Below are 21,435 nucleotides of genomic sequence, written 5' to 3'. Positions count from 1 at the left end.
TAATTATTCCGCATAAACCTGATTGAGGTGTTCACGCATTTCGTCTGCGTGATGATATCGATTGGTAGCATCTCGCGTTACAGACCTATTAACAACGCCTTGCAACACCTGTGCCTCCCCATCGAGAGGATCTATGGGGACCCGTTCATCTCCTGCTAGGAATCGGATCGCTTGCGAAGGGGTGCCATAAGGCGGGAACCCAGTCACGCAATGGTAAAGAACTGCTCCTGCAGCATACAGATCGCTACGCGGGTCAGTACGGACACCGCGAAACTGTTCCGGCGACATATAGCTCGGCGTACCGAGCATCGTCTCATCTGCGGTAATTGCCGCCATTCTAAGGTCCTTAGCAAACCCGAAATCCGTAATGACAGTCGCCTCGCCGTTAATCAGAATGTTCCCAGGTTTCAAATCACAGTGAATCACGTCTTGTTGATGGGCGTAACTCAGTGCCGAAAGGATACAATCGAGAATTTTTACGCAACGATTTAGTTTAAGCGGCCCATCTTTTAATAATTCGGCTAGACTCACACCAGGGACGTACTTATAAATGAGATTCCCCTTCTCGCTAGCGAGAAGGGGCACTATGTTTGGATGGGAAAGTTTTTTTACCACTTCAGCCTCACGTTGCAACCGTTCGGCTAGGGTCGGATTATAGCCCCGAAGGCTCTTGATAACAACGATCCTATCTCTCCACCGAGCTAATTCCACTCGCATCGGTCCTTGCTCTGATAGGACCCGCATTGTTTCAAGCATCACACCAAACTACCACGGCAAGTACATTGCGCGGATCTTACTGTCCCTCTATTTCTAATTAACCTTAACGCACCTTGGTTAATTCTCTTCTGCAAAAATAACCAGTTTGCCAAGAAATAAATTTCGTGAGCAAAACTGCCTGCCGACACATTCACCCAAAAGTAACCAGGGTACTAACGCCTACTTTTCCTTTTTCTTATCAGGTTGCGGCGTTGTAGTTCTGGGCCACTGCATTCCAATCGACCACGTTCCAGAAAGCCGCTACGTAATCGGGCCGAAGATTTTGATATTTCAGATAGTAGGCATGCTCCCAAACATCGAGCCCTAGGATAGGAACGTCCCCCAAAGATAGTGGGGAATCTTGATTTGCGGTTGAATATACCTTAAGCGCCCCGTCAGATCCGACTGCAAGCCAGGCCCAACCAGATCCAAACTGATTAGCCGCGGCTTCAGAAAAGGTAGTCTTAAAGTTATCGAACCCCCCTAGCTGATTTTCAATGGCTGCACCTAAATCACCAGATGGTAGTCCCCCGCCTGTCGGACTCATTATTGTCCAGAACAAATTATGGTTCGCATAACCTCCACCATTATTCTGGACAGCTCCTCTAATTTCAGGAGGAACGTCTTGTAGGTGACGAAGCAGATCTTCGATCCCCTTACCAGATAACGATGTTTGCCCCTCGAGAGCTGCGTTCAATTTTGTAGTGTAAGCGGCATGATGTTTGGTGTGGTGGATCTCCATAGTACGAGCATCGATATGGGGTTCGAGTGCATCGGAAGAATATGGAAGGCTTGGAAGTTCAAAGGCCATATTATTGTCCCCCGTCGGAAAATTTCTACGAAATCTATATTCCGTAAGTGTCCTGAGTCTAACAAACCTGAGGCTCAAGGGGTCGATCTGGTAATCTCTGGCGTTTTCATAGTTTTTGAAGTAGAGCCTATACCTAACACTAGGATTAATAACCGAAGAGTTATTTTTAGAATAACTAAAGATGCTCCTAGCGCTGACGAAGTCTCTGCTTTTGTCCCAATACCTAACGTAACCCTATTGCTTCTTAAGCCTAATACTTCGTTTTTGTCGCTTCTCCCGGATCGTTGGTCGTGTTATCTGGCGACTAGATTGTTTTTTGCCGATTGTTAGACTGTGACGATGCTCGTTACTAAACAGCTTTACCCGCAACAGATTCTAATGGAGTCAACTGGAAACAATGTCCCAAAAAAGACTTAAGGACCTACGTTCTAAACGGGGCCGATGGCTTCTTGCTGCGTTGGGTTTAGGGTTCGCGACATTAGTTATAGTATTCATAGCTTTGGCTCCATCTAAAGCTCTTCCGGGAGAATTTTTCCGTACCCAAGGGAACGCTCATATAGATTTAGGTCAGGAACACCCTTTGTATAACAGCGACCCTCCTACGTCAGGTTGGCACACTCCAGAGTTAAATTCATGGGGTTCGTATGATTACGTTATTCCAGATGAAAGGCTCGTTCATAATATGGAGGATGGCGGGGTTGTTCTTTGGTATTCCTACGGAACCCCTGAAGAGAACACACGTAGAATTAATGATTTAGAAAATGTGGCCCGGGGTTACAGGCGAGTAATAATCGTCCCTCGGGACGGGATGCCCACTACCTACGCTTTTACAGCCTGGCAGCGACTTGAACGTTTCGATGTAATCGATTCGGAAAAGATGCGCAGCTTCATCGATGCTTTCGAAGGAATAGATCATCACGTACGTAGACCGTAGGTCTTTGATTTCCTTAATTAATCCGTAAATCTCATCAATCTTTAGGGACCCACTTCTCCGTTGCGAAATTCACAAAAAATATTACTGATAGCCCTCACGAAAAGCCTCCCAATTAGCCTCAGTAGAGCCGACCCCGTTCTTAGAGCACCATTTTAGAAAGGGAGCAAAAAACGATCGAGCGTACTCCAATTCGGCTAGAAATATTTGGGCCCCAACCCCGCCCTCTTCGAGAAACCCCGAGGTCTCAAACGCTTTCATGGCCGCCTCCCGATCATAGGCTACCCGGCGAAATTCAATACTCCATTGTCCTCTAAGGCTCCTTATAATCACATACGCGGCTCTAGTGTCATTATCGAACGGCGCGCCGACGGACCCAGTATTAATGATTTTTCTTCGAGCGACATTGCACTCCATCCCTTTGTGGGTATGGGAACCTATAAATACTTCAGCTTTATGGGCCTCTATAATCTCCATAATCTTCGACTCGGGCATATCTATACCGAATCCTTCACGGTAATCTCGAGGACTCCCATGGGAAATCAACACGGTTTGACCTATTTCGGACTCGATAGTTGAGGTCTTTGGTAGCCCCCTCAATGTATCGATGGAATCAGTCGCCTCTAACTGCTTTGCACACCAACCCGTGGCGCACCATATGGGATCCTGAAAGAACGATTTATTAAGAGAAGGATCTCGATTGACCCACTTAACTATCAGATCCTCGTGATTACCAAGGATAATTGTTGCTCCAGCCTGACTAAGGCATTTCACTACGGCTGTGTTATTAGGGCCACGATTAACCAGATCACCGTTAACTATAATTCGTTCGACGCCCTCTGAAAAGGCGTCGCTTAGAACAGCTCTAAGCGCTTCGAAATTACCGTGAATATCAGCTATAACGGCTACTTGCATAACCCTCCAACAAAGCGTTTCCCGTCCATTTCAGGCCTCATTATTACGCTACAGAGATCTATTTCAGAGCGGAAAGTACGGCTTTAAACATTTCTTCCGTTGGAGGGGTCTGACCAAACCATTTTTGGATAGACCCCGCTCCTTGATAAACTAGCATAGGAAGCCCATTCTGAATAACCAATCCATGTTTGCCGGCCTCCCTTAATAACCTAGTCCGTTCCGGCCGATAGACTAAATCTACGACTATCCCCCGCTTCGGAAAGCACCCGATTGGAAGTGGCATCTCTTCATCACTAATACCGTCTTTTTCCATGCCAACAGACGTGGCGTTGACTAGTAAATCTGCCCGGTCTAATTCTAAGCTAACCTCCTCTGAGCGCAAAGTCTTAATTGGACCTATATGACTTAGATCTTTGACGAGATCGTTTGCCTTATGAAGCGTACGATTGTATACGCTAAGCGATTCAACTTCTCGCCCTAGGAGAGAAACCGCCACTGCTCGTGCGGCTCCTCCGGCGCCTAAAAGAAGTACTCGGTCACCTGTCGGCTCATAATTCAAGTCCGCAAGGCCTCGTAAAAACCCTTCACCATCTGTATTATGCCCAACTAGCTTACTTCCTTGCCGAACAACAGTATTTACTGCTCCCACAATACTGGCGTCTTGACTGAGCTCATCAACCAGTTTGGTTATTGAAACCTTATGAGGTACGGTGACATTAGCGCCAACGAATTTAGGGTTTCGCAATTCTTCAACGATGGTTGGGAGGTCCTTGGGAGGAACATCAACGGCTTCATAGCGGGCCGAAAGCCCAAGAGCCTTAAAGGCAGAATTTTGCATAACCGGACTCAGGCTGTGTCCGGAAGGATGGGCTAGTAATACAACATGTTTTACACCCATTTAAGTTTTACTACCCAATATCTTTTGAGCAACCTCAATCGTCGTCAAAATATCATCGTCAGTGACCTGATGGTGCGTAACAAACCGCAAGCAATCATTTGCCATGACGCTAACTTTTATACCTTCATCACGAAGTTTGTTAGAAGCCTCTTGGGCTTGCGGCACCGTAACAAAAACCATGTTTGTTTGAACAGTAGCCAAATCGATATCTACACCATTAATTCTTGCAAGCCTCTCACCAAGATAGCGTGCTCGTTTATGGTCATGAGTTAACAATTCAGTACTTTGGTTGATAGCAATAAGTCCCGCTGCTGCCACGACACCACTTTGACGCATACCCCCACCTAATATCTTGCGATATCTATGGGCACGAGAAATGAACTCGGATTTACCGAGCAAAATTGTCCCTATAGGAGCCCCAAGTCCCTTGCTAAGACATATCGAGGCTGAATCAAAACCAGCGCATACCTCTTTAATATTGATGTTTAAGGCCGTAGCTGCATTAAAGGCGCGTGCTCCATCTAGATGTATTGGTAGCCCCTCTCTTTTAGCTAAAGCAGTCATCTTTTGTTGTACAGAAATTGGAACAACTGTACCTCCAGCTGCATTATGAGTGTTCTCTATTAGAATTACTCCTGGTGGGGCGTGGTGGGTACTGCGACGAATGGCTTGTTCGGCTGCTTCAAGCTCTGGAACCCCGAGAGGAGCTTTAATAGGCCGGGGTATAAGACCAGCGAAAGCAGCCATGCCTCCAAGTTCGTTTTCATAAGCGTGGGCTTTCTCTGGGAGAATTACCTCAGTTCCGCGATCAGCATGCGTGGCTAGAGCTGAGAGATTAGCCATAGTTCCACTGGGCATTAACAGCCCTTCGTCGAAACCAGTTATCTTCGCGACGGCTTCTTGCAGTTGATTAACGGTAGGGTCTTCCCCGTACACATCGTCACCTACTTCGGCTTCAGCCATGGCTTTTCGCATAGCTAGCGTAGGAACGGTCACGGTATCGGAACGTAAATCAATCATGATAAGAGAATAACTAATCGGAGGGCTTAAGGGCCGAAGATGGTCGCGTAATTGCAGAGGTCGGAGTTTGAAACGTTTCCTCCGCACACTACAAGGACTACTTGGGCATTAGGGGGGAATCGGCTGGAGAGCTGTTCTGCGGCAGCCACCGTTGCCCCCGCCGCTAGTTCGGTAACGATTTTGGTCCTTTCTAAAAACCACAACACACCTTGGTAAGCCTCTTCATCGGTCACAACCACCACATCTTCTACCGAACGCTTGATGTAGTCGAGGATATCGGTAGAGGTATGCGGTGCCCCTAAAGTCTTAGCCAGCGATTTTGGTTCGATTTCAACAGGTCGGCCAACTTTAAGAGATTTAAAAACGACATCGGCTCTTTCGGTTTCCACTCCCCAGACTTTTACCGCTGGGGCTGTTGCCTTGATTGCAGTGGCAATACCGGATATCAAGCCTCCGCCCCCAATGCTCACGACAACATCGGTAACGTCGGGAACGTCTTGCAAAATTTCCAGGCCTACCGTCCCATTTCCAGCGATCATGGCTTGATCATCGAATGGGTGAACATGGCACCAGCCTTTATTTGAAAGCCGCAGGGCTTGTTCAAAAGCCTCAGAAGCACTGGGGCAAAAGTTTACTTTTGCCCCATAATTAACCGTCGCTTCAACATAATTTTCTGGAGTATCCTCAGGCATACATATCATAGCTTGGATACCAAGCTCGCGAGCTGCATAAGCTGCTCCCTGCGCGAAATTCCCACCACTTGCACCTACGATCCCACGCCTGAGCTCTCTTTCTTCTCGTGCAAGGATTTGATTTAACGCGCCCCGTGATTTGAATGAACCTGTTTTTTGAAACAGTTCTAGTTTAAGGTATACATCACAGCCAAACCTTCGGCTCAAACCTTCGTTTCGCTCTAATGGCGTCCGGTGTACGTAACGAGCAATCAACTTGCTGGCTAACTCGACCATTTCTAAGGAAAGCATTTACCCCCCCCTGAGGATTCTGGCTAAAACCGTAAGTAGATCGCTTAGATTCTCCAGACTTGGAGGCAGGAAAAGAACGGCAGCGTTCTATTCAACCGTATCGTTCCAAAGGTACCTGTTTAACCCAGTTACGAAACGCTTCATAACCCCGATGAAACATTTTCTCCCTACGCTGTTTACGACTGACTCCCCTTTGCTTACCGATTGCAGGCACTAAACCCCAATTTGCATTCATGGGTTGAAAGTTATTAGTTTCCGCCGTAGATAAAAATCGAACAAGGCCTCCGAGCATTGTTTCCTCAGGTGGGACTACAGACTCTTCTTTTAGAGCTGCAAGAGCAGCGTTAGTACCGGCTAGCCAACCAGTAGCACTGGATTCAAGATAACCTTCTGTGCCAGCAAGTACACCCGCAACAAAGATCCTAGGGTTAGCCCTAAGCGCTAAATTGGTTCGCAGCAAGGACGGGGCATTCAAATAGGTATTACGGTGCATAACACCGTATCGAACTATCTCGACATTTTCGAGGCCCGGTATCAACTCAAGTATCTCTTTTTGGTCAGGCCATTTAAGGCCGGTCTGGAAACCTACTAGGCTCCACATTTGACCTTGAGTGTCTTCCTGCCGTAGCTGAGCCACTGCAAAATGTCGTTCGCCGCTCTTAGGATCCTCAAGTCCTACCGGTTTCATCGGTCCAAAGCGGGGGGTGTCATAGCCTCTTCGGGCTAACTCTTCGATCGGTATGCACCCTTCGAAAAACTCGAGTTTCTCCCAGTCATGAGGTACGTGTTTTCGAGCTTTGGATAACGCTTGATAAAAACGGCGATATTCTTCTTCGTTAAAGGGTAGGTTTAAGTAGTCTGCAGTTTGGTCGTACCGGCCTTTACGGAAGGCAACATCCATGTTGACTGATTCGTGTGAAATTACTGGAGACGCGGCGTCAAAAAAACCTAGCATTTTTTCACCCACTATCTCCTGGATGGCTTCTGCAAGTGATTCTGAGGTGAGAGGGCCGGAAGCAATCACAACTATTCCGGGCGGTAATTTCTTTAGTTCCTTTCGATGCACGGTGATGTTTGAATGCCTTTCGATGACGGAGGTAACTTCTGTGCTGAAAGAGTCTCGATCAACCGCTAGCGCTCCCCCTGCTGGCACTCTTGAGGAATGAGCACTAGAAATTATTAGCCCCCCAGCAGCTAGCATCTCAGCTTGCAGGAGCCCTTTTGCATTTGAAATGCCTTGACCACCGAAACTATTCGAACACACCAACTCAGCAAAACGGTCTGTATGGTGAGCCGGAGTCATTTTATTGGGACGCATTTCGTAAAGGTCTACTTTGACGCCAATTCTGGCAGCCGCAACAGCAGCATCAGAACCAGCCATCCCAGCTCCTATAACACTAATAACTGGAAACCTTTTCCCCACGCAGTAAGACTACCAGTTAATACCATGCCCGAACCCCAGAAACCTTACCCGTAACCCCCGGCTAACGCATAAACCATTCGTTAGTTTCCCGTTCTAATGTTTCAATAGTATATTTACGCGCTACATCCGCCATAAGGGAATCAGCTTCAGATTCGGTAGCGATGAGACGGTGCACCTTTACACCAAAATCGTAAACCGAATCTCGATCATAAATTTTTTGTTCTATGTTTAGCCGAAGACATTTTCGATTCCGCAAAATGTGTTGGTAGGTAGCGGCATATATCTCGGGGTCATAGGGGGTTGACGTACTTCTTATTCCTTGCGCATGAACACCCAGATAAGCATTTTCTCTCAGTTGAGCCAGTTGCAGCCAAAGCTTATGGATTACTTCTACCGGCGCATCCTTGGCTTCATAATGATTTTTTGGGGCTGCTTGGGTTCGTGCCCGAGCTAACTCTATAACTCTCCGGATCTTGAGAGACGGCACGGGAATAATGAACAACGTCTCCGGGTGTGCCAGTACTCCTTCAGAGGGATCTCCCAGGATTTGTGTTAGCTCGCCGAAACGATTACCGATAAGGGGAGCCTCACAAATTAATAGGCCCTGGTCATCTGATTTGCTCCATTTTAGGATCGCATCTCGCGCCCAGATTCCAACCGCCTTGCGGATTAGAGGATTTGTAACCCCGCCGATTTCTGGGTAGCGCCCAATCCAATTAGTCGTTTCAAAGGGAGTCCGAGCAACATCCCATTGAAGACTTGTAACCTTGCGTCCGGCTGTAACCGCAAGACCAGCGAGGCGTTTCACGAGAAGGCTCTTCCCAACGCCCGGCAAACCAGCAAAAATCGCTATTCGAACATTTTTAGTTATTTCTGCTAAGACCGGAGCGATCTCGTTTTGAGGGGTAAGGTTTTTGCCACTTAAGATAGTTTTCTCCGATACTCCTCGGAACCTAGGAACAGGTTTTTCTAATTTTTTATGCAGAAACTACGAAAGCCTCTATATCTGTATTCTACCCAAATCCTGACCTATGCGAACCTAATCTAGTGAATGGGTTGCAGCGAAACACCCTTGGCTTTATCTTGGATAAGACTTTGATAAGATCACGGAAATGCTTTTAAGGTAAAGTTATCCCGATGGACCAAATCTCTGATACCCCAGACATTTTTTGTTCCCAATTCTCGCAAGCTGCCGGTATTCCTCTTCATGGGAGTGCGACTCAAGCCCAAGTATGGATCCTTCTTGAGCATAGTGAAAAATGGCCAGCACAGTGGTTACAGGGGAACACTCTACCTCCAAGTATTCAGAGTTGGACTCACTCTTTGGAGGAACAAATTCCCAACAGTAGAGTCGCGTTCATTAAAAAACCGAAACCCAATTCTTCAAAGGTGCTCTTTTTGGCTGTGACTGACCCCTCGGAACCACGTCTGTATCATTTCGAATGGAACGATTACAATGATTTACTGAGACTTGACCTCCTAGGTGTGTTAAACGGGAATACCTCCGGATCTTTGGTTCCTAATAGTCTATGTTGCGTATGTACTCACGGTCTGAGAGACCGTTGTTGCGCAAAGTTCGGCTTACCTGTCTATAGTGCTTTCTCGAGCGAGCTGGAACTTGATACTTGGGAAATTACCCACCTTGGTGGGCACCGGTTTGCTGCAACCGCAATTATATTCCCTTCCGGCATTATGTATGGGTACCTTACTCCGCAGCTCGCTCCCATCATCTCCGAAGCCACAAGGAATGATTCGATACATTTACCGAAATATAGAGGTCGGAGTTTTTATGATGGCCCAACAAATGCAGCTGATTACTTTCTGCGGAAGGAAACGCAAGTTATGGATAATGGGTTTTTCCAGCTTGTGCATACCGAGCCTGGTGTTCATAGGAATAGCGTGACCTTTTCAGGCGGAGGTATAGGCCATCGTATTGATTTGGCCGCCAACCGAACGTTAGATTTAGCATCTTGCGGTAAACCTAAAAAACCCGGAGTCATTTACGATCTACTTAATCACGAAACCTATGAATTGCCCTAGAGTAAAACAGTTTCGGGTCTGTTATCTGAACCTATGAGGGTATATTTTTTAGGCACAGGAGCCCCATTATCCCCAACTCGGGCGACCCTTGGTTTGTACGTGGAAGCACCTGGCTGTAACCCGATCCTGCTAGACACATGCGGTGGGTTCGAATTGATTCGCCAACTTAACCGACTTAGTCTTAATCCTCACAATTTACGTGACGTAATTATCACCCATCAACACGGTGACCACATTGGTGGTGTGATGCCCCTCCGTATAGCTCAACCAGAGCTCCGTCTATACGGATCTCCTGATTCACTGACTGCGGCTGAAGATTTGTTTAAGATCACATACCCCATTCTCGCTTCTAATGTTCCTAACTCCATGAGCACTGTCCCGGTCGAAGCGAACCGAATATACCCAATCGCTGGTTTCGAAGTAGAGTTTTATGAGGTAGTTCATCGAGTACCAACATTCGCGCTCCGGGTCAGATTTGGCGACTACACATTGGCTTATAGTAGTGACAGTGTAGTTTGTGACGGCTTGTTGGCTTGTGCGCAAGAGGCCGACCTGTTTATCTGTGACGCCCTTTGTGCTGTTGCTGATGGCCCGGAGGTTGTTGAGCGGGCTCATAACTTGATGCACCCCACCGCTAAAGAAGCGGCAGAACTCGCTCAAGCTGCCGGAGCAAAAGCATTAGCACTTGTACACCTAGCTCGTTATGCCTCTCCTATCGAAATGCTTTCCGAAGCACAAACAGTTTTTCGCGGACCGGTTTGGATTCCAGACGACCTTACGCATTACAACTTTGGAGAATCAATTCATAACTGATGAGGATTTATTCTCTCTTCAAAAGTGGCTGACGTAAGAGCACGGACTTTAGCTATGCTTACACCGGGCATTAACTCTATAAGAGTCAGTTTCCCCGAATGAAAAGAAAACACCCCTAAGTCGGTGATAATTAGATCGACAACACCTTCAGCAGTCAATGGAAGTGTACAGTGTGGAACGATTTTAGGGCTCCCCTCGGGACCCACGTGCTGCATGGTGACTATCAATTGTTTCGCCCCCATAGCTAAATCCATTGCTCCCCCGACTCCGAGTAGGGGTTTACCTGGTGCTGCCCAGTTGGCTAGATTACCTAACTCATCGACCTGGAGCCCACCCATTACTGCAACGTCGATATGGCCCCCTCGTATCATCGCGAACGAGGCTGCACTGTCGAAATAGCTGCTCCCTGGTTGAGCCGTAACCGGGACTTTACTAGCATTCACAGGGTATGCCATGGCCCCCACGTGTTTTGGTTTAGGCCCAACACCGAGCATCCCATTTTCAGTGTGCAGAACTATTTTACTATTCGGGTCTATCAGGTCAGCGATAAGGGTTGGTATGCCTACGCCGAGGTTAACTACGTCACCAGCTTTCAGTTCAACCAATGCCCGCTCGGCGATTTTGTCCCTGGAATCATGCAGTTTCTTTGCCGGAGCAATCAGCTCGGCAGAAGTTCCGAGTAATTCTGGGGAGGTCTTGGCTTCCACAAGAACATCTACATAGCATCCCGGGGTGTGTATATCGTTCGGTTTGATACTACCGACAGGAACAATGTGTTCTGCCTCAACAATAACCAGGTCGGCTGCCGTCGCCATGAGTGGATTGAAGTTTCTTTCAGTCATCCGATAAACGAGGTTTCCAGCTTGATCTGCTTGCCAGGCTCTTATTAGGGCAACATCCGCTCGTAAACCTTTTACGAATACGTAAGGATGGCCACCAAAACTACGAGTCTCGCTGTCGTTGCTCAAAATAGTCCCTGCTCCCGTCTTGGTATAGAAGCCAGCTATACCTGCTCCACCAGCCCTAATGGCTTCAGCTAGAGAACCTTGTGGGAGGATTTCAAATTCTATTTCACCATTTTGAACAGCTGCTACTGCTTCAGGATTGCTTGTAAAGAATGATCCGACAATTTTCTTTATTTGGCTGTTTCGTAACAACCTACCGCCGCCCAACCCGACTTCACCTACATTGTTACCTACATACGTGAGACCAGCAGTTCCAGTGTCTGCGAGAGCATGTAACAGGGCGACAGGATTTCCGGTCATTCCAAAACCGCCGACCATAATTGTTAAACCTTCTTTTACTAATGCCGCAGCAGCTTCTGGGGTCAATTGGGGAAGGTTTTCCATCCTAATGACTAGTTCGGCAGTTCGACTAGAGTCGCTTCGCCTTGTCCAACTCCAACACATAAAGTTGCGAGGCCTAAATTTTGTTTCAAACCGTCTATCTGTCGCTTCTGCATCTCGTGGATGAGTGTTGTTAGTATCCTGGCCCCAGAACAACCAAGCGGATGGCCTATAGCGATCGCTCCCCCATTAACATTAGTGATTTCCTCCCTTAGCCCAAGTTCACGAATAACCGCTATCGCTTGAACTGCAAAGGCTTCATTAACCTCAATAAGACCGATATCACTTATTTGCACATCAAGCCGCTCCATCAATTTGCGGGTAGCTAGCACTGGACCTAAACCCATAACCTGCGGATCGACTCCGGTGGCAGCCGATCCTAGCCAACGAGCAATTGGTTTGTAGCCGTTATTTCTAGCCCAACCTTCTTCTGCAAGCACGATGGCACTAGCACCATCGTTGAGCCCACTTGAGTTACCAGCCGTAACAGTTCCGCCATCTCGGAAAATTGCTGGAAGAGCTGCCAATTGACTCATATCCGTGTTTAGCTCAAATCCGTTTTCCGTTATAGAGTATCGCGGGCCTTCATCTACACCTACAGATTTAGTTCCTTGAAGGCGGTTTTGAACTTTAACCGGCACGATCTCATCCTGAAAGCGTCCTTCTTGCATTGCCAGAACGGCTCGTCGATGACTCTGTAACGCAAACTGGTCCTGGTCAGCCCGAGTGATAATCCCGCCTCGTATTTCGCCGCTACGGCTCATCTCAAAAATGTTTTCAGCGGTTTCTCCCATTGCCTCCAAGGGAAACATTTTCTTTAGCTTTGCATTGGGGTACCGCCAACCGAGGGTAGTATCCCAACCAGTTACGTTTCCAGATGGCCCGTAAGCAGTGGGGTTTTTTGGCAAAGAATAGGGAGCCCGGGTCATACTTTCTACCCCCCCTGCCACAAAAACACTGCCTTCGCCAGATATAATTGCACGAGCTGCTTGATTAACCGCGTTAAGCCCACTAGCACATAGTCGATTAACGGTCACGCCCCCTACTTGGGTTGGTAACCCAGCTAAAAGTCCTGCTATTCTCCCAATGTTGCGGCTATCTTCTCCTGCTTGGTTAGCGCAACCCAGATAGACTTCTTCGACATCCCCGGGTTTAATCTTTGCTTCAGAGACGGCCTCCTTAATTGCGATCGCTGCCAGATCGTCTGGCCTAACATCTGCAAACTCACCACGGATACGGCCGATAGGAGTCCTTACAGCACTAAGAATAACTACACTGCTTTTATATGAATTTTGGCTAGACATTTTTTCCTGCACATTTAGCTTATCCACTATCTAGGTTTAGTTCTTAATTGGCACGCCGTCGCTAAAACCACTTAACCAACCTAAACTTGTTCCAAGACAAAATAATAGCCGGGATTCCAAGCTTGACAGACGAGATAAAGGTGTTCTTTATCAACATGAAACACAACGTTGTGTAGATGCTGGGCAAGATCGACACCCAGCTCGTCCTTTGGCCGGATAGTGGAAAGGACTTCGTAGGTAATACCATCTAACAGGTAAATGGGTGCTGGACGTCCCTCCTCGGGATCTTTGAGGCTCCCGACCACAGCAAGCCACCGGCCTTGGAAATTAATATGGTCTATGCCGCAAGGCCAAGCCCCGCCTGGGAGACCATGTGAGTGGTGAAAGTGCCCATTCAACCCATGTTCTTGAATTCGAGCGGATGGCCGATCAGCTATAACAAGCCGGTCTGGCCGAACCGGACTCACATCAAGACCATGGGCGGTTGAAAATTTACCGTCCTGTTCAGGGTATTCTGCTTTCCCGCCAAAATTATCAGTCCACTTTTGGGAAATTACGTCAGCTGTTGATATGTAGTTAGATCCATACCCATCAGCCACATACAGAGTCGTACCTACAAGAACGGAGTCAGTGGGAGCGAAGCGAGCTTCCTCGTCTCGATAAACTTCGAACTCCGGTCGTGGGAGGATAAAATCTATTTCACCTTCGAGGGTTATCACCGCGACCATTTCGTCACCTTCCGCTGAAAGAAACAGTCTCTCTTTTCCATCGAAGGTTCCTAGTTCAGTGCTGTGAAAGTTAAGGGGCGCCAAATTATCGGGAAGTCGAATGAGTTCCTGGGATTTTAGGTCAGAATCTATGCGGAGGATTCCTTTACCGGGCATTCCGTAATAAACTTCCCCAGATCCGTCTCGCCGGTCGTCAGCAAACGTGCCGTGAAGATCCACTTCGGCATCACGAACATTGTCAGGTAGAGCGTGGAGATCCTCCCTATAGGCAAAAGCAAAAGGTTCTTGGCCGCTGATTAGGTCTTTGCTCATTAGTAATCCCTCCCTTACGAATAGCGTAAACTCATTTCATCTGGAGCGCAAATTTTTTTCTTTTGTCTAATCGTACTGCTAACCCTAAAAGGGTTTAGATTTGATCGGGGGAAGGGGCTCTAGAACTACCGGAAGAATATATATGTTTTTGGCTTTCTCTGAAATTTCTTACGGCACTTGAGCCCACGCTCCCCGACTAGCCAGGTATGATCCCCGAGGTGCCTTCCCGAAAACAACCCTATGTCCCATTTTGGTGCTGGCCTAATGTCCTTGCTTTGGATGCTCCTCTTTTAGCGATGCTCTGGCAAACAGAATTCGCCAAGTCTATCGGCTTGGTTTTAGAACCTAGCTCAACTTTAGTTTTGGGGATTTCAGTGTGGTTGGTTTATGCGGCCGATAGACTCCTTGATGGCCTTCGATTAGTCGCCTCCGCTCCCATTACTCATAGGCATGCGTTTTTCATGCAGCGGCGCAATCAACTGCTAGTTGTATGGATTTTTATCTTGGCTCTCGATTTATTCTTAGCTTTCACTTTCCTCGAGTCCCCCGAATTTATGAGGGGCTGCTTCATAGGAGTTCTAGTTGCTTTTTACTTGGGTGCTGTTCATCTCGGTCCCATTAAAAGTACGCTCCCAAAAGAAGCTTTTGTGGCAGCGATTTTAACGGGAGGAATAACAATTTTCTCGTTTGGCTCAGTACTTCCTTTAGCTTCTATTATTTTGTTTGGTGCCCTATGTTTTTTGAACTGTGCGTTTATAGCGAAGTGGGAAGACCAGATTGACCAGGCTCATGGCATTTCATCTCTTGCTCACCGGTTNCCCTGGTTATCGAAACGNCTNCCGGTAACAGGCGTTCTACTTATAGGAGCTTGCTTTATCACAGGCTTCAACTCACCAAAACCGACNTTTGAAATTGCTTTAGCAACATTTGGGCTCTTGGGTCTCCACCAAANNAGGCGTTATCTTAACCCTCAATTACGCCGTGTATTAGCAGACGCAGTGCTTTTGACCCCGCTTCTTCCTTTTTGATTAAAAGTTTAATNNAACAGTCTTTATTCGTNCCTACGCGGCCGGGAATACTCGGAGCCTAATCNCTTGCTAGATGTGTTTTCCGCAATTCCCTTTCGAATATGGGCGTGTTAATATCTGCTTTGGTTTTGGTGTTAGCAGAACAGTCACTTACGACCGCAGTAAATTTGTTATCACTGTTCATCGCTTTGCTAAGGCCTGTAATGAATTTTCGTTAACTTTTTTGGAGGCAACATGGACGGACTTCTCATCCTGATCCCGCTTGCAGCAATCGTTGCTTTGGTCGCCGCTTGGCTACTAGCCGCAAATATTCTTCGGTCTGGCACCGGCACCGATCGCATGATGGAGATTTCAGATGCTGTCCGCCAGGGAGCGGCAGCGTATATGAACCGCCAATACCGGACCATATTCGTGGTTGCAGTCGTGATAATCGCTGTGTTCGTGATAGTTGCACTAACGAGTACCGGTGAGAGTGGAATTCAATGGTGGTGGACAACCATTGGTTTTGCAATCGGTGCCCTATTCTCTGGTTTCAGTGGTTACATCGGAATGAACGTAGCAGTACGTGCCAACGTACGAGTCGCCGAAGCAGCTCGCGCTGGTTTGGCAGGGGCATTAAGGATAGCCTTTAATGGTGGCGCCGTTGCAGGGCTTGCAGTGGCCGGCTTAGCTCTCCTTGGAGTAGCTGGGTTCTTTTGGCTCTTCCAAGTAATATTTGGACTGAACAATCCGGTGGAACCTCTAATTGGCTTTGCTTTCGGAGCTAGCCTGATCAGCCTTTTTGCCAGAGTTGGCGGCGGAATATTCACAAAAGCTGCTGACGTCGGCGCTGATTTAGTTGGTAAGGTGGAAGCAGGAATCCCTGAAGATGACCCACGGAACCCCGCCGTAATAGCAGACAACGTAGGTGACAACGTAGGGGACTGTGCTGGTATGGGTGCTGACTTATTCGAAACCTATGCGGTCACCGCAATTGGAGCCATTTTTCTAGGGTACCTTCTGCCGGACATTCACGCCGTCACAGCGATGGTTATTTTTCCGTTAGTGCTTGGAGCCATAGCAATCATCGCGTCAATTCTAGGCGTCTTCTTCGTACGGCTCGGGCCGAACCAGAACATTATGGCAGCTCTTTACAGAGGTGTTTTTGTAAGCGCTGGCCTAAGTGTTGTTGGCTTCTATATAGCTTCGAGATTGGTCTTCAAAGATTTTGACTATTCGATAATCTCCGGTTTTTCTGGTTGGTTACCACTTTTCCTTTCAAGTGTCATTGGAATCGCTGTAACAATATTGATCATGTATATCACCGAGTACTACACCGGTACTCGCTTCAAGCCCGTACAGAGCATTGCCGATGCTTCTGTCACTGGTAGCGCCACCAACATCATTAGCGGATTAGCCGTCGGCATGCAATCAACCGCTTGGCCCGTTATCGTCCTAGTCTTAGCCAGCTTTGCTGCTTTCCTATTAGCCGGGTTATACGGAATAGCAATAGCGGCCGTTGCAATGTTATCCGTCACTGGAATGATCGTAGCTATGGATACTTATGGCCCGATAACTGACAACGCTGGCGGTATTGCTGAAATGGCAGAGTTGCCTGAAGAGGTCCGAGCTACCACTGATGCTCTAGATGCCGTAGGTAACACAACTAAGGCTGTTACGAAAGGCTACGCCATCGGTTCCGCCGCGCTCGCCGCCTTGGTGTTATTCGCTGACTACGCGGAGAGATTAGATTTAGGTGAAAACGCGTTTAGACTTAACGATCCAATCGTGTTGATAGGCCTCTTAACGGGCGCCATGTTACCGTTCCTATTCAGCTCTTTCTTAATGCAATCAGTTGGGAACGCTGCTGGTGCGGTAATCAAAGAGGTCCGTCGCCAGTTTAGAGAAATACCAGGAATCATGGAAGGAACTGCCAAGCCGGAATACGGACGAGCAGTAGACATTGTTACTGCAGCAGCTCTCCGAGAGATGGCAGTTCCTGGCATTCTCGCTGTTGTGGCTCCCCTAGTCGTAGGGTTCCTTTTTGGACCACTAGCCTTGGGTGGACTACTAATTGGCGTGATTGCTTCGGGCCTAATGATGGCACTAATGATGTCNAACGGTGGCGGTGCATGGGACAACGCCAAAAAGTTTATTGAAGATGGAAACCACGGTGGTAAGGGTAGTGACGCCCATGAGGCAGCCGTTGTAGGAGATACTGTTGGCGACCCATATAAAGATACCGCTGGCCCCTCAATAAACCCATTAATCAAGGTAATNAACACGGTGGCTTTGATTTTCGCAGGCTTAATAGCAAGCGTAGGTGGGATCTTGCTTTAGCTTGCCATCGGAACCAACTCTTGTATGACCTCCGTCTCGCTATTTTAGTTTCGGGGGTCATTTTTTATTTGCACAACCTTCATCTGAGAAATATATCTTCACACCCCCCCCATCTGTTTTGTAATTACCCCGTTCTTGTAATTGGGCTAAAAAGAAGATTGCCGCCATAAAACATTGATTCCAAGCCCGGACCTATTCCATCAATTGATTTTAGTTAGGAGAACTGAACACACCCTTACGCCTTACTATTTNGTGGCAAACTCCACTGTTTAACGTTATTGACTTCTGCCTAAAGCGCAACGTCTAAGCAGTGATTTCCGGTTAGGAATCAATATAAGTTACTAGTCAGGGCAGGAACCTGATTATTTCGTGGTTTGCGTGGTTTTAGTTTTTCGTACAACCTTACCTTCGTTTTGCCCAATGTTGGTCCTTAATTTCGGGATCTAAAACTTAAAGAAAAAAATAACCACTAACGCGACCGCTAGGGCCACCCACCCTGAGATCATAGAAACCCTTTGCGCTTGCGGCGTGTCTAGCTCTCTTCTCAATGGCGGAAAAAAACGCACAAACAACGTGAAGACCCACAAAACGATTAGCGGAATCCAAACCAATGCTTTTACAGATTCAGACATAACTNGTATTTTACACGTGAATANGAGCCTGTTTGTTGGCCCTTAAAAACTCTTGAACGTTACGTGGCGTCCCCACCCGTTAAAATGTTTCATGCTTCTCGAAGACCTTACAATAGCAACGGCCCTGGGTAAGGACCTAGCGGCCCGAGTAGCACCACGTGCTTCAACCGCTGACTCGAAAGGGACTCTCCCAGAAGAGGACGTTATCGATCTCGCTAAAGCAGGTTACCTTGGCTTAGCGTCGCCCCTGGAACTAGGAGGAGTTCAAGGTTCACTTGCTTATTGCGTCGCCGCGAGCCTTGAGCTAGCAAAAGGTAGTCCCTCGACAGCTCTCATCGCCAATATGACCCTACACACAATCGGTTACCAGCGTGAAGCTAGATCCTGGCCAGAGGCCATCTTTACCTACCTAGCTTCGGCTGCCGCAACTGGCGAGCTTCTAAACTCGGCTGCAAGCGAACCAGACTTAGGCAGCCCCTCTCGCGGGGGTTTACCGAGAACCACTGCTTCAGTCATTGACGGGAAAATCATAATTTCTGGCCACAAAACTTGGGTAACTGGCGGAAAACACCTTAGTCATATCCTTGTTGGCGCTGCCATGAATGAGTCTTTCGTAACAGTCTGGGTACCTGGTAATGCAGCCGGCGTACGGTGGGAAAAGACCTGGGGGGAAAGCCTGGCTTTAAGAGCTAGTGAAAGTAACGATCTTTTTCTCGAAGAAGTTTCGGTACCGGAGGAAAACCTCATTTCGACGAAACAACCGGTTCGGCCGATACCAAACATTTGGTTTCCGATGTTAATGGCAGCTACTTACCTTGGGCCAGCTATAGCTGCTCGTGATGAAGCAATTATTTATGCCCTAGAGCGCACTCCTACTGCCCTCGGTAAACCGATTTCTTCTCTCCCGAAAATACAACGTCAAATCGGAGAAATAGACATTGCTCTTATCGCTGCCAAGACCGTTCTCCTAGACACAGCGCGCCAATGGACTGGCAACCCAGAAGAAGCGGCTAACTTTTTGCCTTTAGCTGCAGGGGCTAAGCATCTTGCGGTAGAGACTTCTCTTGAGGTTACAGATAAGGCACTTCGTCTCGTAGGAGCTGCGGCGATGAGTAAAGATTTACCTCTTGAACGTCATTTTAGGGATGTTCGGGCCGGATTGATGCATCCACCAGCAGGGGAAGCAGCGTTGGAAATAATTGGGAAAAACGCACTCCAGGTTTAAAGTCTCTGGAGTTTCACCCCAGTCACTTCATGGCCAGAACCTTTTTCTAAGATTAAGCTTGCTCTTTGGCGGGTTATGGCGATGTTCTCACGTAAATTAGTAAGGTTGATGGTACGCCAAAGATCGAGTGCTACTAACTGTGCTTCTTCGTCCGTTAATCCGGCATACTGCCGGAAATAAGACTCTTCTTCGTGGAACACTGTATCCCTTAATGATAGGAACCTTTCGACATACCACTTTTCGAGATCCTCTTCCTTGGCGTCAAGGTAAATAGAAAAATCAAGGAAATCTGAAACAAAGGCATCTCCTAAGTTACCTAGAGGGTTGTCAGGATTAGTTTGAAGAATATTTAGCCCCTCTAAAATCACGATATCTGGTCTTTTAATTAATCGGGTTTTATCGGGAATGATGTCGTACGTAAGGTGTGAGTATACTGGCGCGGTTAGTTCATCCTCACCTGATTTAAGGTTTAAAACGAATCGCAACAAGGCTCGTTGGTCGTAACTTTCAGGAAAACCTTTCCGCTTCATGAGACCATAAGCCTCTAGCTCGGCGTTAGGGAATAAAAATCCATCGGTCGTTATTAGTTCGACCCGAGGGTGATCCGGCCAACGTGCGAGTAGTTCCCGCAGGATTCGGGCGGTAGTGCTCTTCCCAACGGCTACGCTTCCTGCTAGACCTATAACGTACGGTACTTTGGAGACGGGTTTGCCTAAAAAAGTGTCTGTGGTTTGATGGAGGCCTTGGGTAGCTTGGACGTAAAGATTTAGTAAACGAGAAAGTGGCAAATAAACTGCTTCAACTTCGGAAAGCGATACCTCGTCATTAAGACCAGATAACGTCTCGAGGTCTGTTTCCGTTAAGGTGAGAGGTGTCGCAGCGCGTAGTTGCTGCCATTCTGAACGATCGAATTGCAAATAACGCGAAGCCCTTAGATTCTTGGCGGACTCACTCATCAATAACCCAACTTAATCATGGGGAATATTCACATGTTCGTTTCTTCGAGAGTTAGCCGAGATGAACAAACTATGTAATGGGATCCTATACACCGGCTTGGTTGCATCAACCCACCATATCTTGATTTGATTGCCTGAACTCCCAATTTGCTTACCGATTTACAAAAACAGCCTTGCGTCTAGGCGTCGCCAGGAGAAGTAATTAAGCTACCTGCGTGTTATCGAACTGGCGGCCGCAGACTGGATTGTTATATAACCTAGTGGCGCAGTATTTCTTAGAAAGCGAGGACCCAAATGAGTGTTTTAGTACGATTTTCACCTCCCTCTATGACGTCCCAACAATACGATGCAATTCTTGCTCGACTATACGAAGAAGGTATCCAGCCCGCGCCCGGACTTGAGCTAGAGGTTTGTTATGGGTCAGGCGACAAAATGAAGGTTTCAGTGCTCTTCGACTCCCAAGAGGCATTTGACGCTTTTGGAGCCCGCCTTGCGCCAATCCTCGAAGAAATGAAGTTAGACCCAGGCGCTCCAGAATTTTTAGAGGTGCACAACGTAATCCGTCGAGGACTTTGAATTGGCCTGTTAGTTGTTGGGGTTAGTTCATCACATTTGTTTTGAAGTGTATGCGTATTGCCCTCTCCATTATTATTGAGTAATTTTCCTAACTGTAAATAGGAGGGCCAAGCTATTTATAATCCATAAGCCACATAGTATTTGAACATTGAACGTAAGGCCCATTGTTGAGGCTGAATAACCTACAATAGCTGGACCTATTAAAAAGCCACTCATGGCCAGTGTTACTAAATTAGAAGCAGTTGTATTTAAACTTTCAGTTGTTTGGCTTAACGCGTATCTCACGACAATTGGCCAAAAATTGGCTACACAAAAAGCAAATATTAAAATGCTAAACAGAATTAAATATGGATTATAAATAAGTATAGATATAAACAATATTACGCAACCAAAAATACCCATATAAGCACCAACAAATT

Annotated in this window: 20 protein-coding genes; 7 read left to right on the top strand and 13 right to left on the bottom strand. The window is 47.3% G+C overall.

What is annotated here, in order from left to right:
• Window positions 1-3: 3 nt before the first annotated feature.
• Window positions 4-756 carry a serine/threonine protein kinase gene (locus tag CMO31_00100; protein MAZ52409.1) on the bottom strand — a complete coding sequence of 251 codons (753 nt, stop codon included), beginning with the start codon at window positions 754-756 and terminating at the stop codon, window positions 4-6.
• Between the two features lie 199 nt (window positions 757-955).
• Window positions 956-1,567, bottom strand: a complete 612-nt coding sequence (locus CMO31_00095) for a superoxide dismutase (protein ID MAZ52408.1) — start codon at window positions 1,565-1,567, stop codon at window positions 956-958.
• Between the two features lie 397 nt (window positions 1,568-1,964).
• Between CMO31_00095 and CMO31_00090 the strand changes: the two genes are divergently transcribed.
• Window positions 1,965-2,501 carry a hypothetical protein gene (locus CMO31_00090; GenBank protein MAZ52407.1) on the top strand — a complete coding sequence of 179 codons (537 nt, stop codon included), beginning with the start codon at window positions 1,965-1,967 and terminating at the stop codon, window positions 2,499-2,501.
• 81 nt (window positions 2,502-2,582) lie between these two features.
• Here the strand turns inward: CMO31_00090 and CMO31_00085 are convergent, their stop codons facing one another.
• The 6 genes from CMO31_00085 to CMO31_00060 form a co-directional block, all read right to left on the bottom strand.
• Window positions 2,583-3,413 carry a hypothetical protein gene (locus tag CMO31_00085; protein MAZ52406.1) on the bottom strand — a complete coding sequence of 277 codons (831 nt, stop codon included), beginning with the start codon at window positions 3,411-3,413 and terminating at the stop codon, window positions 2,583-2,585.
• A gap of 58 nt (window positions 3,414-3,471) precedes the next feature.
• The gene (gene aroE / locus CMO31_00080; protein ID MAZ52405.1) at window positions 3,472-4,311 is read right to left on the bottom strand and encodes a shikimate dehydrogenase; all 840 of its coding nucleotides are present in this window, start codon (window positions 4,309-4,311) and stop codon (window positions 3,472-3,474) included.
• Window positions 4,312-5,331 carry a threonine aldolase gene (locus tag CMO31_00075; GenBank protein ID MAZ52404.1) on the bottom strand — a complete coding sequence of 340 codons (1,020 nt, stop codon included), beginning with the start codon at window positions 5,329-5,331 and terminating at the stop codon, window positions 4,312-4,314. It abuts the gene before it with no gap.
• A 26-nt stretch (window positions 5,332-5,357) separates the two neighbouring features.
• The gene (locus CMO31_00070) at window positions 5,358-6,314 is read right to left on the bottom strand and encodes a pyridoxal-5'-phosphate-dependent protein subunit beta (GenBank protein ID MAZ52403.1); all 957 of its coding nucleotides are present in this window, start codon (window positions 6,312-6,314) and stop codon (window positions 5,358-5,360) included.
• Window positions 6,315-6,405: 91 nt separating this feature from the next.
• Window positions 6,406-7,695 (bottom strand): methylenetetrahydrofolate--tRNA-(uracil(54)-C(5))-methyltransferase (FADH(2)-oxidizing) TrmFO, encoded by a 1,290-nt coding sequence (locus tag CMO31_00065; GenBank protein MAZ52402.1) that lies wholly within the window; start codon window positions 7,693-7,695, stop codon window positions 6,406-6,408.
• A gap of 103 nt (window positions 7,696-7,798) precedes the next feature.
• On the bottom strand, window positions 7,799-8,545 hold the full coding sequence (locus CMO31_00060) for a hypothetical protein (GenBank protein ID MAZ52401.1): 747 nt from the start codon (window positions 8,543-8,545) through the stop codon (window positions 7,799-7,801).
• 329 nt (window positions 8,546-8,874) lie between these two features.
• Between CMO31_00060 and CMO31_00055 the strand changes: the two genes are divergently transcribed.
• Together CMO31_00055 and CMO31_00050 are read left to right on the top strand one after the other, a co-directional pair.
• Window positions 8,875-9,777 carry a hypothetical protein gene (locus CMO31_00055; protein MAZ52400.1) on the top strand — a complete coding sequence of 301 codons (903 nt, stop codon included), beginning with the start codon at window positions 8,875-8,877 and terminating at the stop codon, window positions 9,775-9,777.
• A 33-nt stretch (window positions 9,778-9,810) separates the two neighbouring features.
• A complete protein-coding gene (locus CMO31_00050) occupies window positions 9,811-10,590 on the top strand; it encodes a hypothetical protein (protein MAZ52399.1) in 780 nt (259 codons plus the stop codon).
• Here CMO31_00050 and CMO31_00045 read toward each other — a convergent pair.
• The 3 genes from CMO31_00045 to CMO31_00035 form a co-directional block, all read right to left on the bottom strand.
• Window positions 10,581-11,939 (bottom strand): succinyl-CoA--3-ketoacid-CoA transferase, encoded by a 1,359-nt coding sequence (locus tag CMO31_00045; GenBank protein MAZ52398.1) that lies wholly within the window; start codon window positions 11,937-11,939, stop codon window positions 10,581-10,583. The two genes, CMO31_00050 and CMO31_00045, sit on opposite strands and share 10 nt — an antisense overlap.
• Window positions 11,940-11,947: 8 nt before the next feature.
• Entirely contained in the window at window positions 11,948-13,240 is a 1,293-nt protein-coding gene (locus tag CMO31_00040; GenBank protein MAZ52397.1) for an acetyl-CoA C-acyltransferase, read from the bottom strand.
• An 80-nt stretch (window positions 13,241-13,320) separates the two neighbouring features.
• Window positions 13,321-14,280, bottom strand: a complete 960-nt coding sequence (locus CMO31_00035) for a hypothetical protein (protein ID MAZ52396.1) — start codon at window positions 14,278-14,280, stop codon at window positions 13,321-13,323.
• A gap of 206 nt (window positions 14,281-14,486) precedes the next feature.
• Between CMO31_00035 and CMO31_00030 the strand changes: the two genes are divergently transcribed.
• The 3 genes from CMO31_00030 (at window position 14,487) to CMO31_00020 (ending at window position 19,484) form a co-directional block, all read left to right on the top strand.
• Complete coding sequence (locus tag CMO31_00030; GenBank protein ID MAZ52395.1) at window positions 14,487-15,308, top strand: hypothetical protein; 822 nt, start codon at window positions 14,487-14,489, stop codon at window positions 15,306-15,308.
• 234 nt (window positions 15,309-15,542) lie between these two features.
• Window positions 15,543-17,627, top strand: coding sequence for a sodium-translocating pyrophosphatase (hppA, locus tag CMO31_00025; protein ID MAZ52394.1), 2,085 nt, complete (start codon window positions 15,543-15,545; stop codon window positions 17,625-17,627).
• A gap of 723 nt (window positions 17,628-18,350) precedes the next feature.
• Window positions 18,351-19,484 (top strand): acyl-CoA dehydrogenase, encoded by a 1,134-nt coding sequence (locus CMO31_00020; GenBank protein MAZ52393.1) that lies wholly within the window; start codon window positions 18,351-18,353, stop codon window positions 19,482-19,484.
• On the opposite strand, the gene CMO31_00015 is transcribed toward CMO31_00020, so the two are convergent.
• Window positions 19,481-20,443 (bottom strand): type I pantothenate kinase, encoded by a 963-nt coding sequence (locus CMO31_00015; protein ID MAZ52392.1) that lies wholly within the window; start codon window positions 20,441-20,443, stop codon window positions 19,481-19,483. The two genes, CMO31_00020 and CMO31_00015, sit on opposite strands and share 4 nt — an antisense overlap.
• A 324-nt stretch (window positions 20,444-20,767) precedes the next feature.
• On the opposite strand from CMO31_00015, the gene CMO31_00010 reads away from it, so the two are divergent.
• Entirely contained in the window at window positions 20,768-21,016 is a 249-nt protein-coding gene (locus CMO31_00010) for a hypothetical protein (protein MAZ52391.1), read from the top strand.
• A 72-nt stretch (window positions 21,017-21,088) separates the two neighbouring features.
• On the opposite strand, the gene CMO31_00005 is transcribed toward CMO31_00010, so the two are convergent.
• A partial coding sequence (locus tag CMO31_00005) for an MFS transporter (GenBank protein MAZ52390.1) occupies window positions 21,089-21,435 on the bottom strand: 347 nt, incomplete at its 5' end.

Source organism: Trueperaceae bacterium (assembly GCA_002707365.1).
In the GTDB taxonomy this organism is placed as follows: Bacteria; Deinococcota; Deinococci; order Deinococcales; family Trueperaceae; genus UBA6957.
Note: the sequence above shows the minus strand (reverse complement) of the source record. Positions and strands in the feature narration are given on the sequence as shown.

Bases quoted from the DNA above. Each gene is read 5' to 3' on its own strand.
- CMO31_00045 (MAZ52398.1), bottom strand. From the start codon at position 11,939: ATGGAAAACCTTCCCCAATTGACCCCAGAAGCTGCTGCGGCATTAGTA.
- CMO31_00020 (MAZ52393.1), top strand. From the start codon at position 18,351: ATGCTTCTCGAAGACCTTACAATAGCAACGGCCCTGGGTAAGGACCTA.
- CMO31_00095 (MAZ52408.1), bottom strand. From the start codon at position 1,567: ATGGCCTTTGAACTTCCAAGCCTTCCATATTCTTCCGATGCACTCGAA.
- CMO31_00065 (MAZ52402.1), bottom strand. From the start codon at position 7,695: ATGGCTGGTTCTGATGCTGCTGTTGCGGCTGCCAGAATTGGCGTCAAA.
- CMO31_00090 (MAZ52407.1), top strand. From the start codon at position 1,965: ATGTCCCAAAAAAGACTTAAGGACCTACGTTCTAAACGGGGCCGATGG.
- CMO31_00050 (MAZ52399.1), top strand. From the start codon at position 9,811: ATGAGGGTATATTTTTTAGGCACAGGAGCCCCATTATCCCCAACTCGG.
- CMO31_00055 (MAZ52400.1), top strand. From the start codon at position 8,875: ATGGACCAAATCTCTGATACCCCAGACATTTTTTGTTCCCAATTCTCG.
- CMO31_00010 (MAZ52391.1), top strand. From the start codon at position 20,768: ATGACGTCCCAACAATACGATGCAATTCTTGCTCGACTATACGAAGAA.
- aroE (MAZ52405.1), bottom strand. From the start codon at position 4,311: ATGGGTGTAAAACATGTTGTATTACTAGCCCATCCTTCCGGACACAGC.
- CMO31_00085 (MAZ52406.1), bottom strand. From the start codon at position 3,413: ATGCAAGTAGCCGTTATAGCTGATATTCACGGTAATTTCGAAGCGCTT.
- CMO31_00035 (MAZ52396.1), bottom strand. From the start codon at position 14,280: ATGAGCAAAGACCTAATCAGCGGCCAAGAACCTTTTGCTTTTGCCTAT.
- CMO31_00075 (MAZ52404.1), bottom strand. From the start codon at position 5,331: ATGATTGATTTACGTTCCGATACCGTGACCGTTCCTACGCTAGCTATG.
- CMO31_00070 (MAZ52403.1), bottom strand. From the start codon at position 6,314: ATGCTTTCCTTAGAAATGGTCGAGTTAGCCAGCAAGTTGATTGCTCGT.
- CMO31_00040 (MAZ52397.1), bottom strand. From the start codon at position 13,240: ATGTCTAGCCAAAATTCATATAAAAGCAGTGTAGTTATTCTTAGTGCT.
- CMO31_00100 (MAZ52409.1), bottom strand. From the start codon at position 756: ATGCTTGAAACAATGCGGGTCCTATCAGAGCAAGGACCGATGCGAGTG.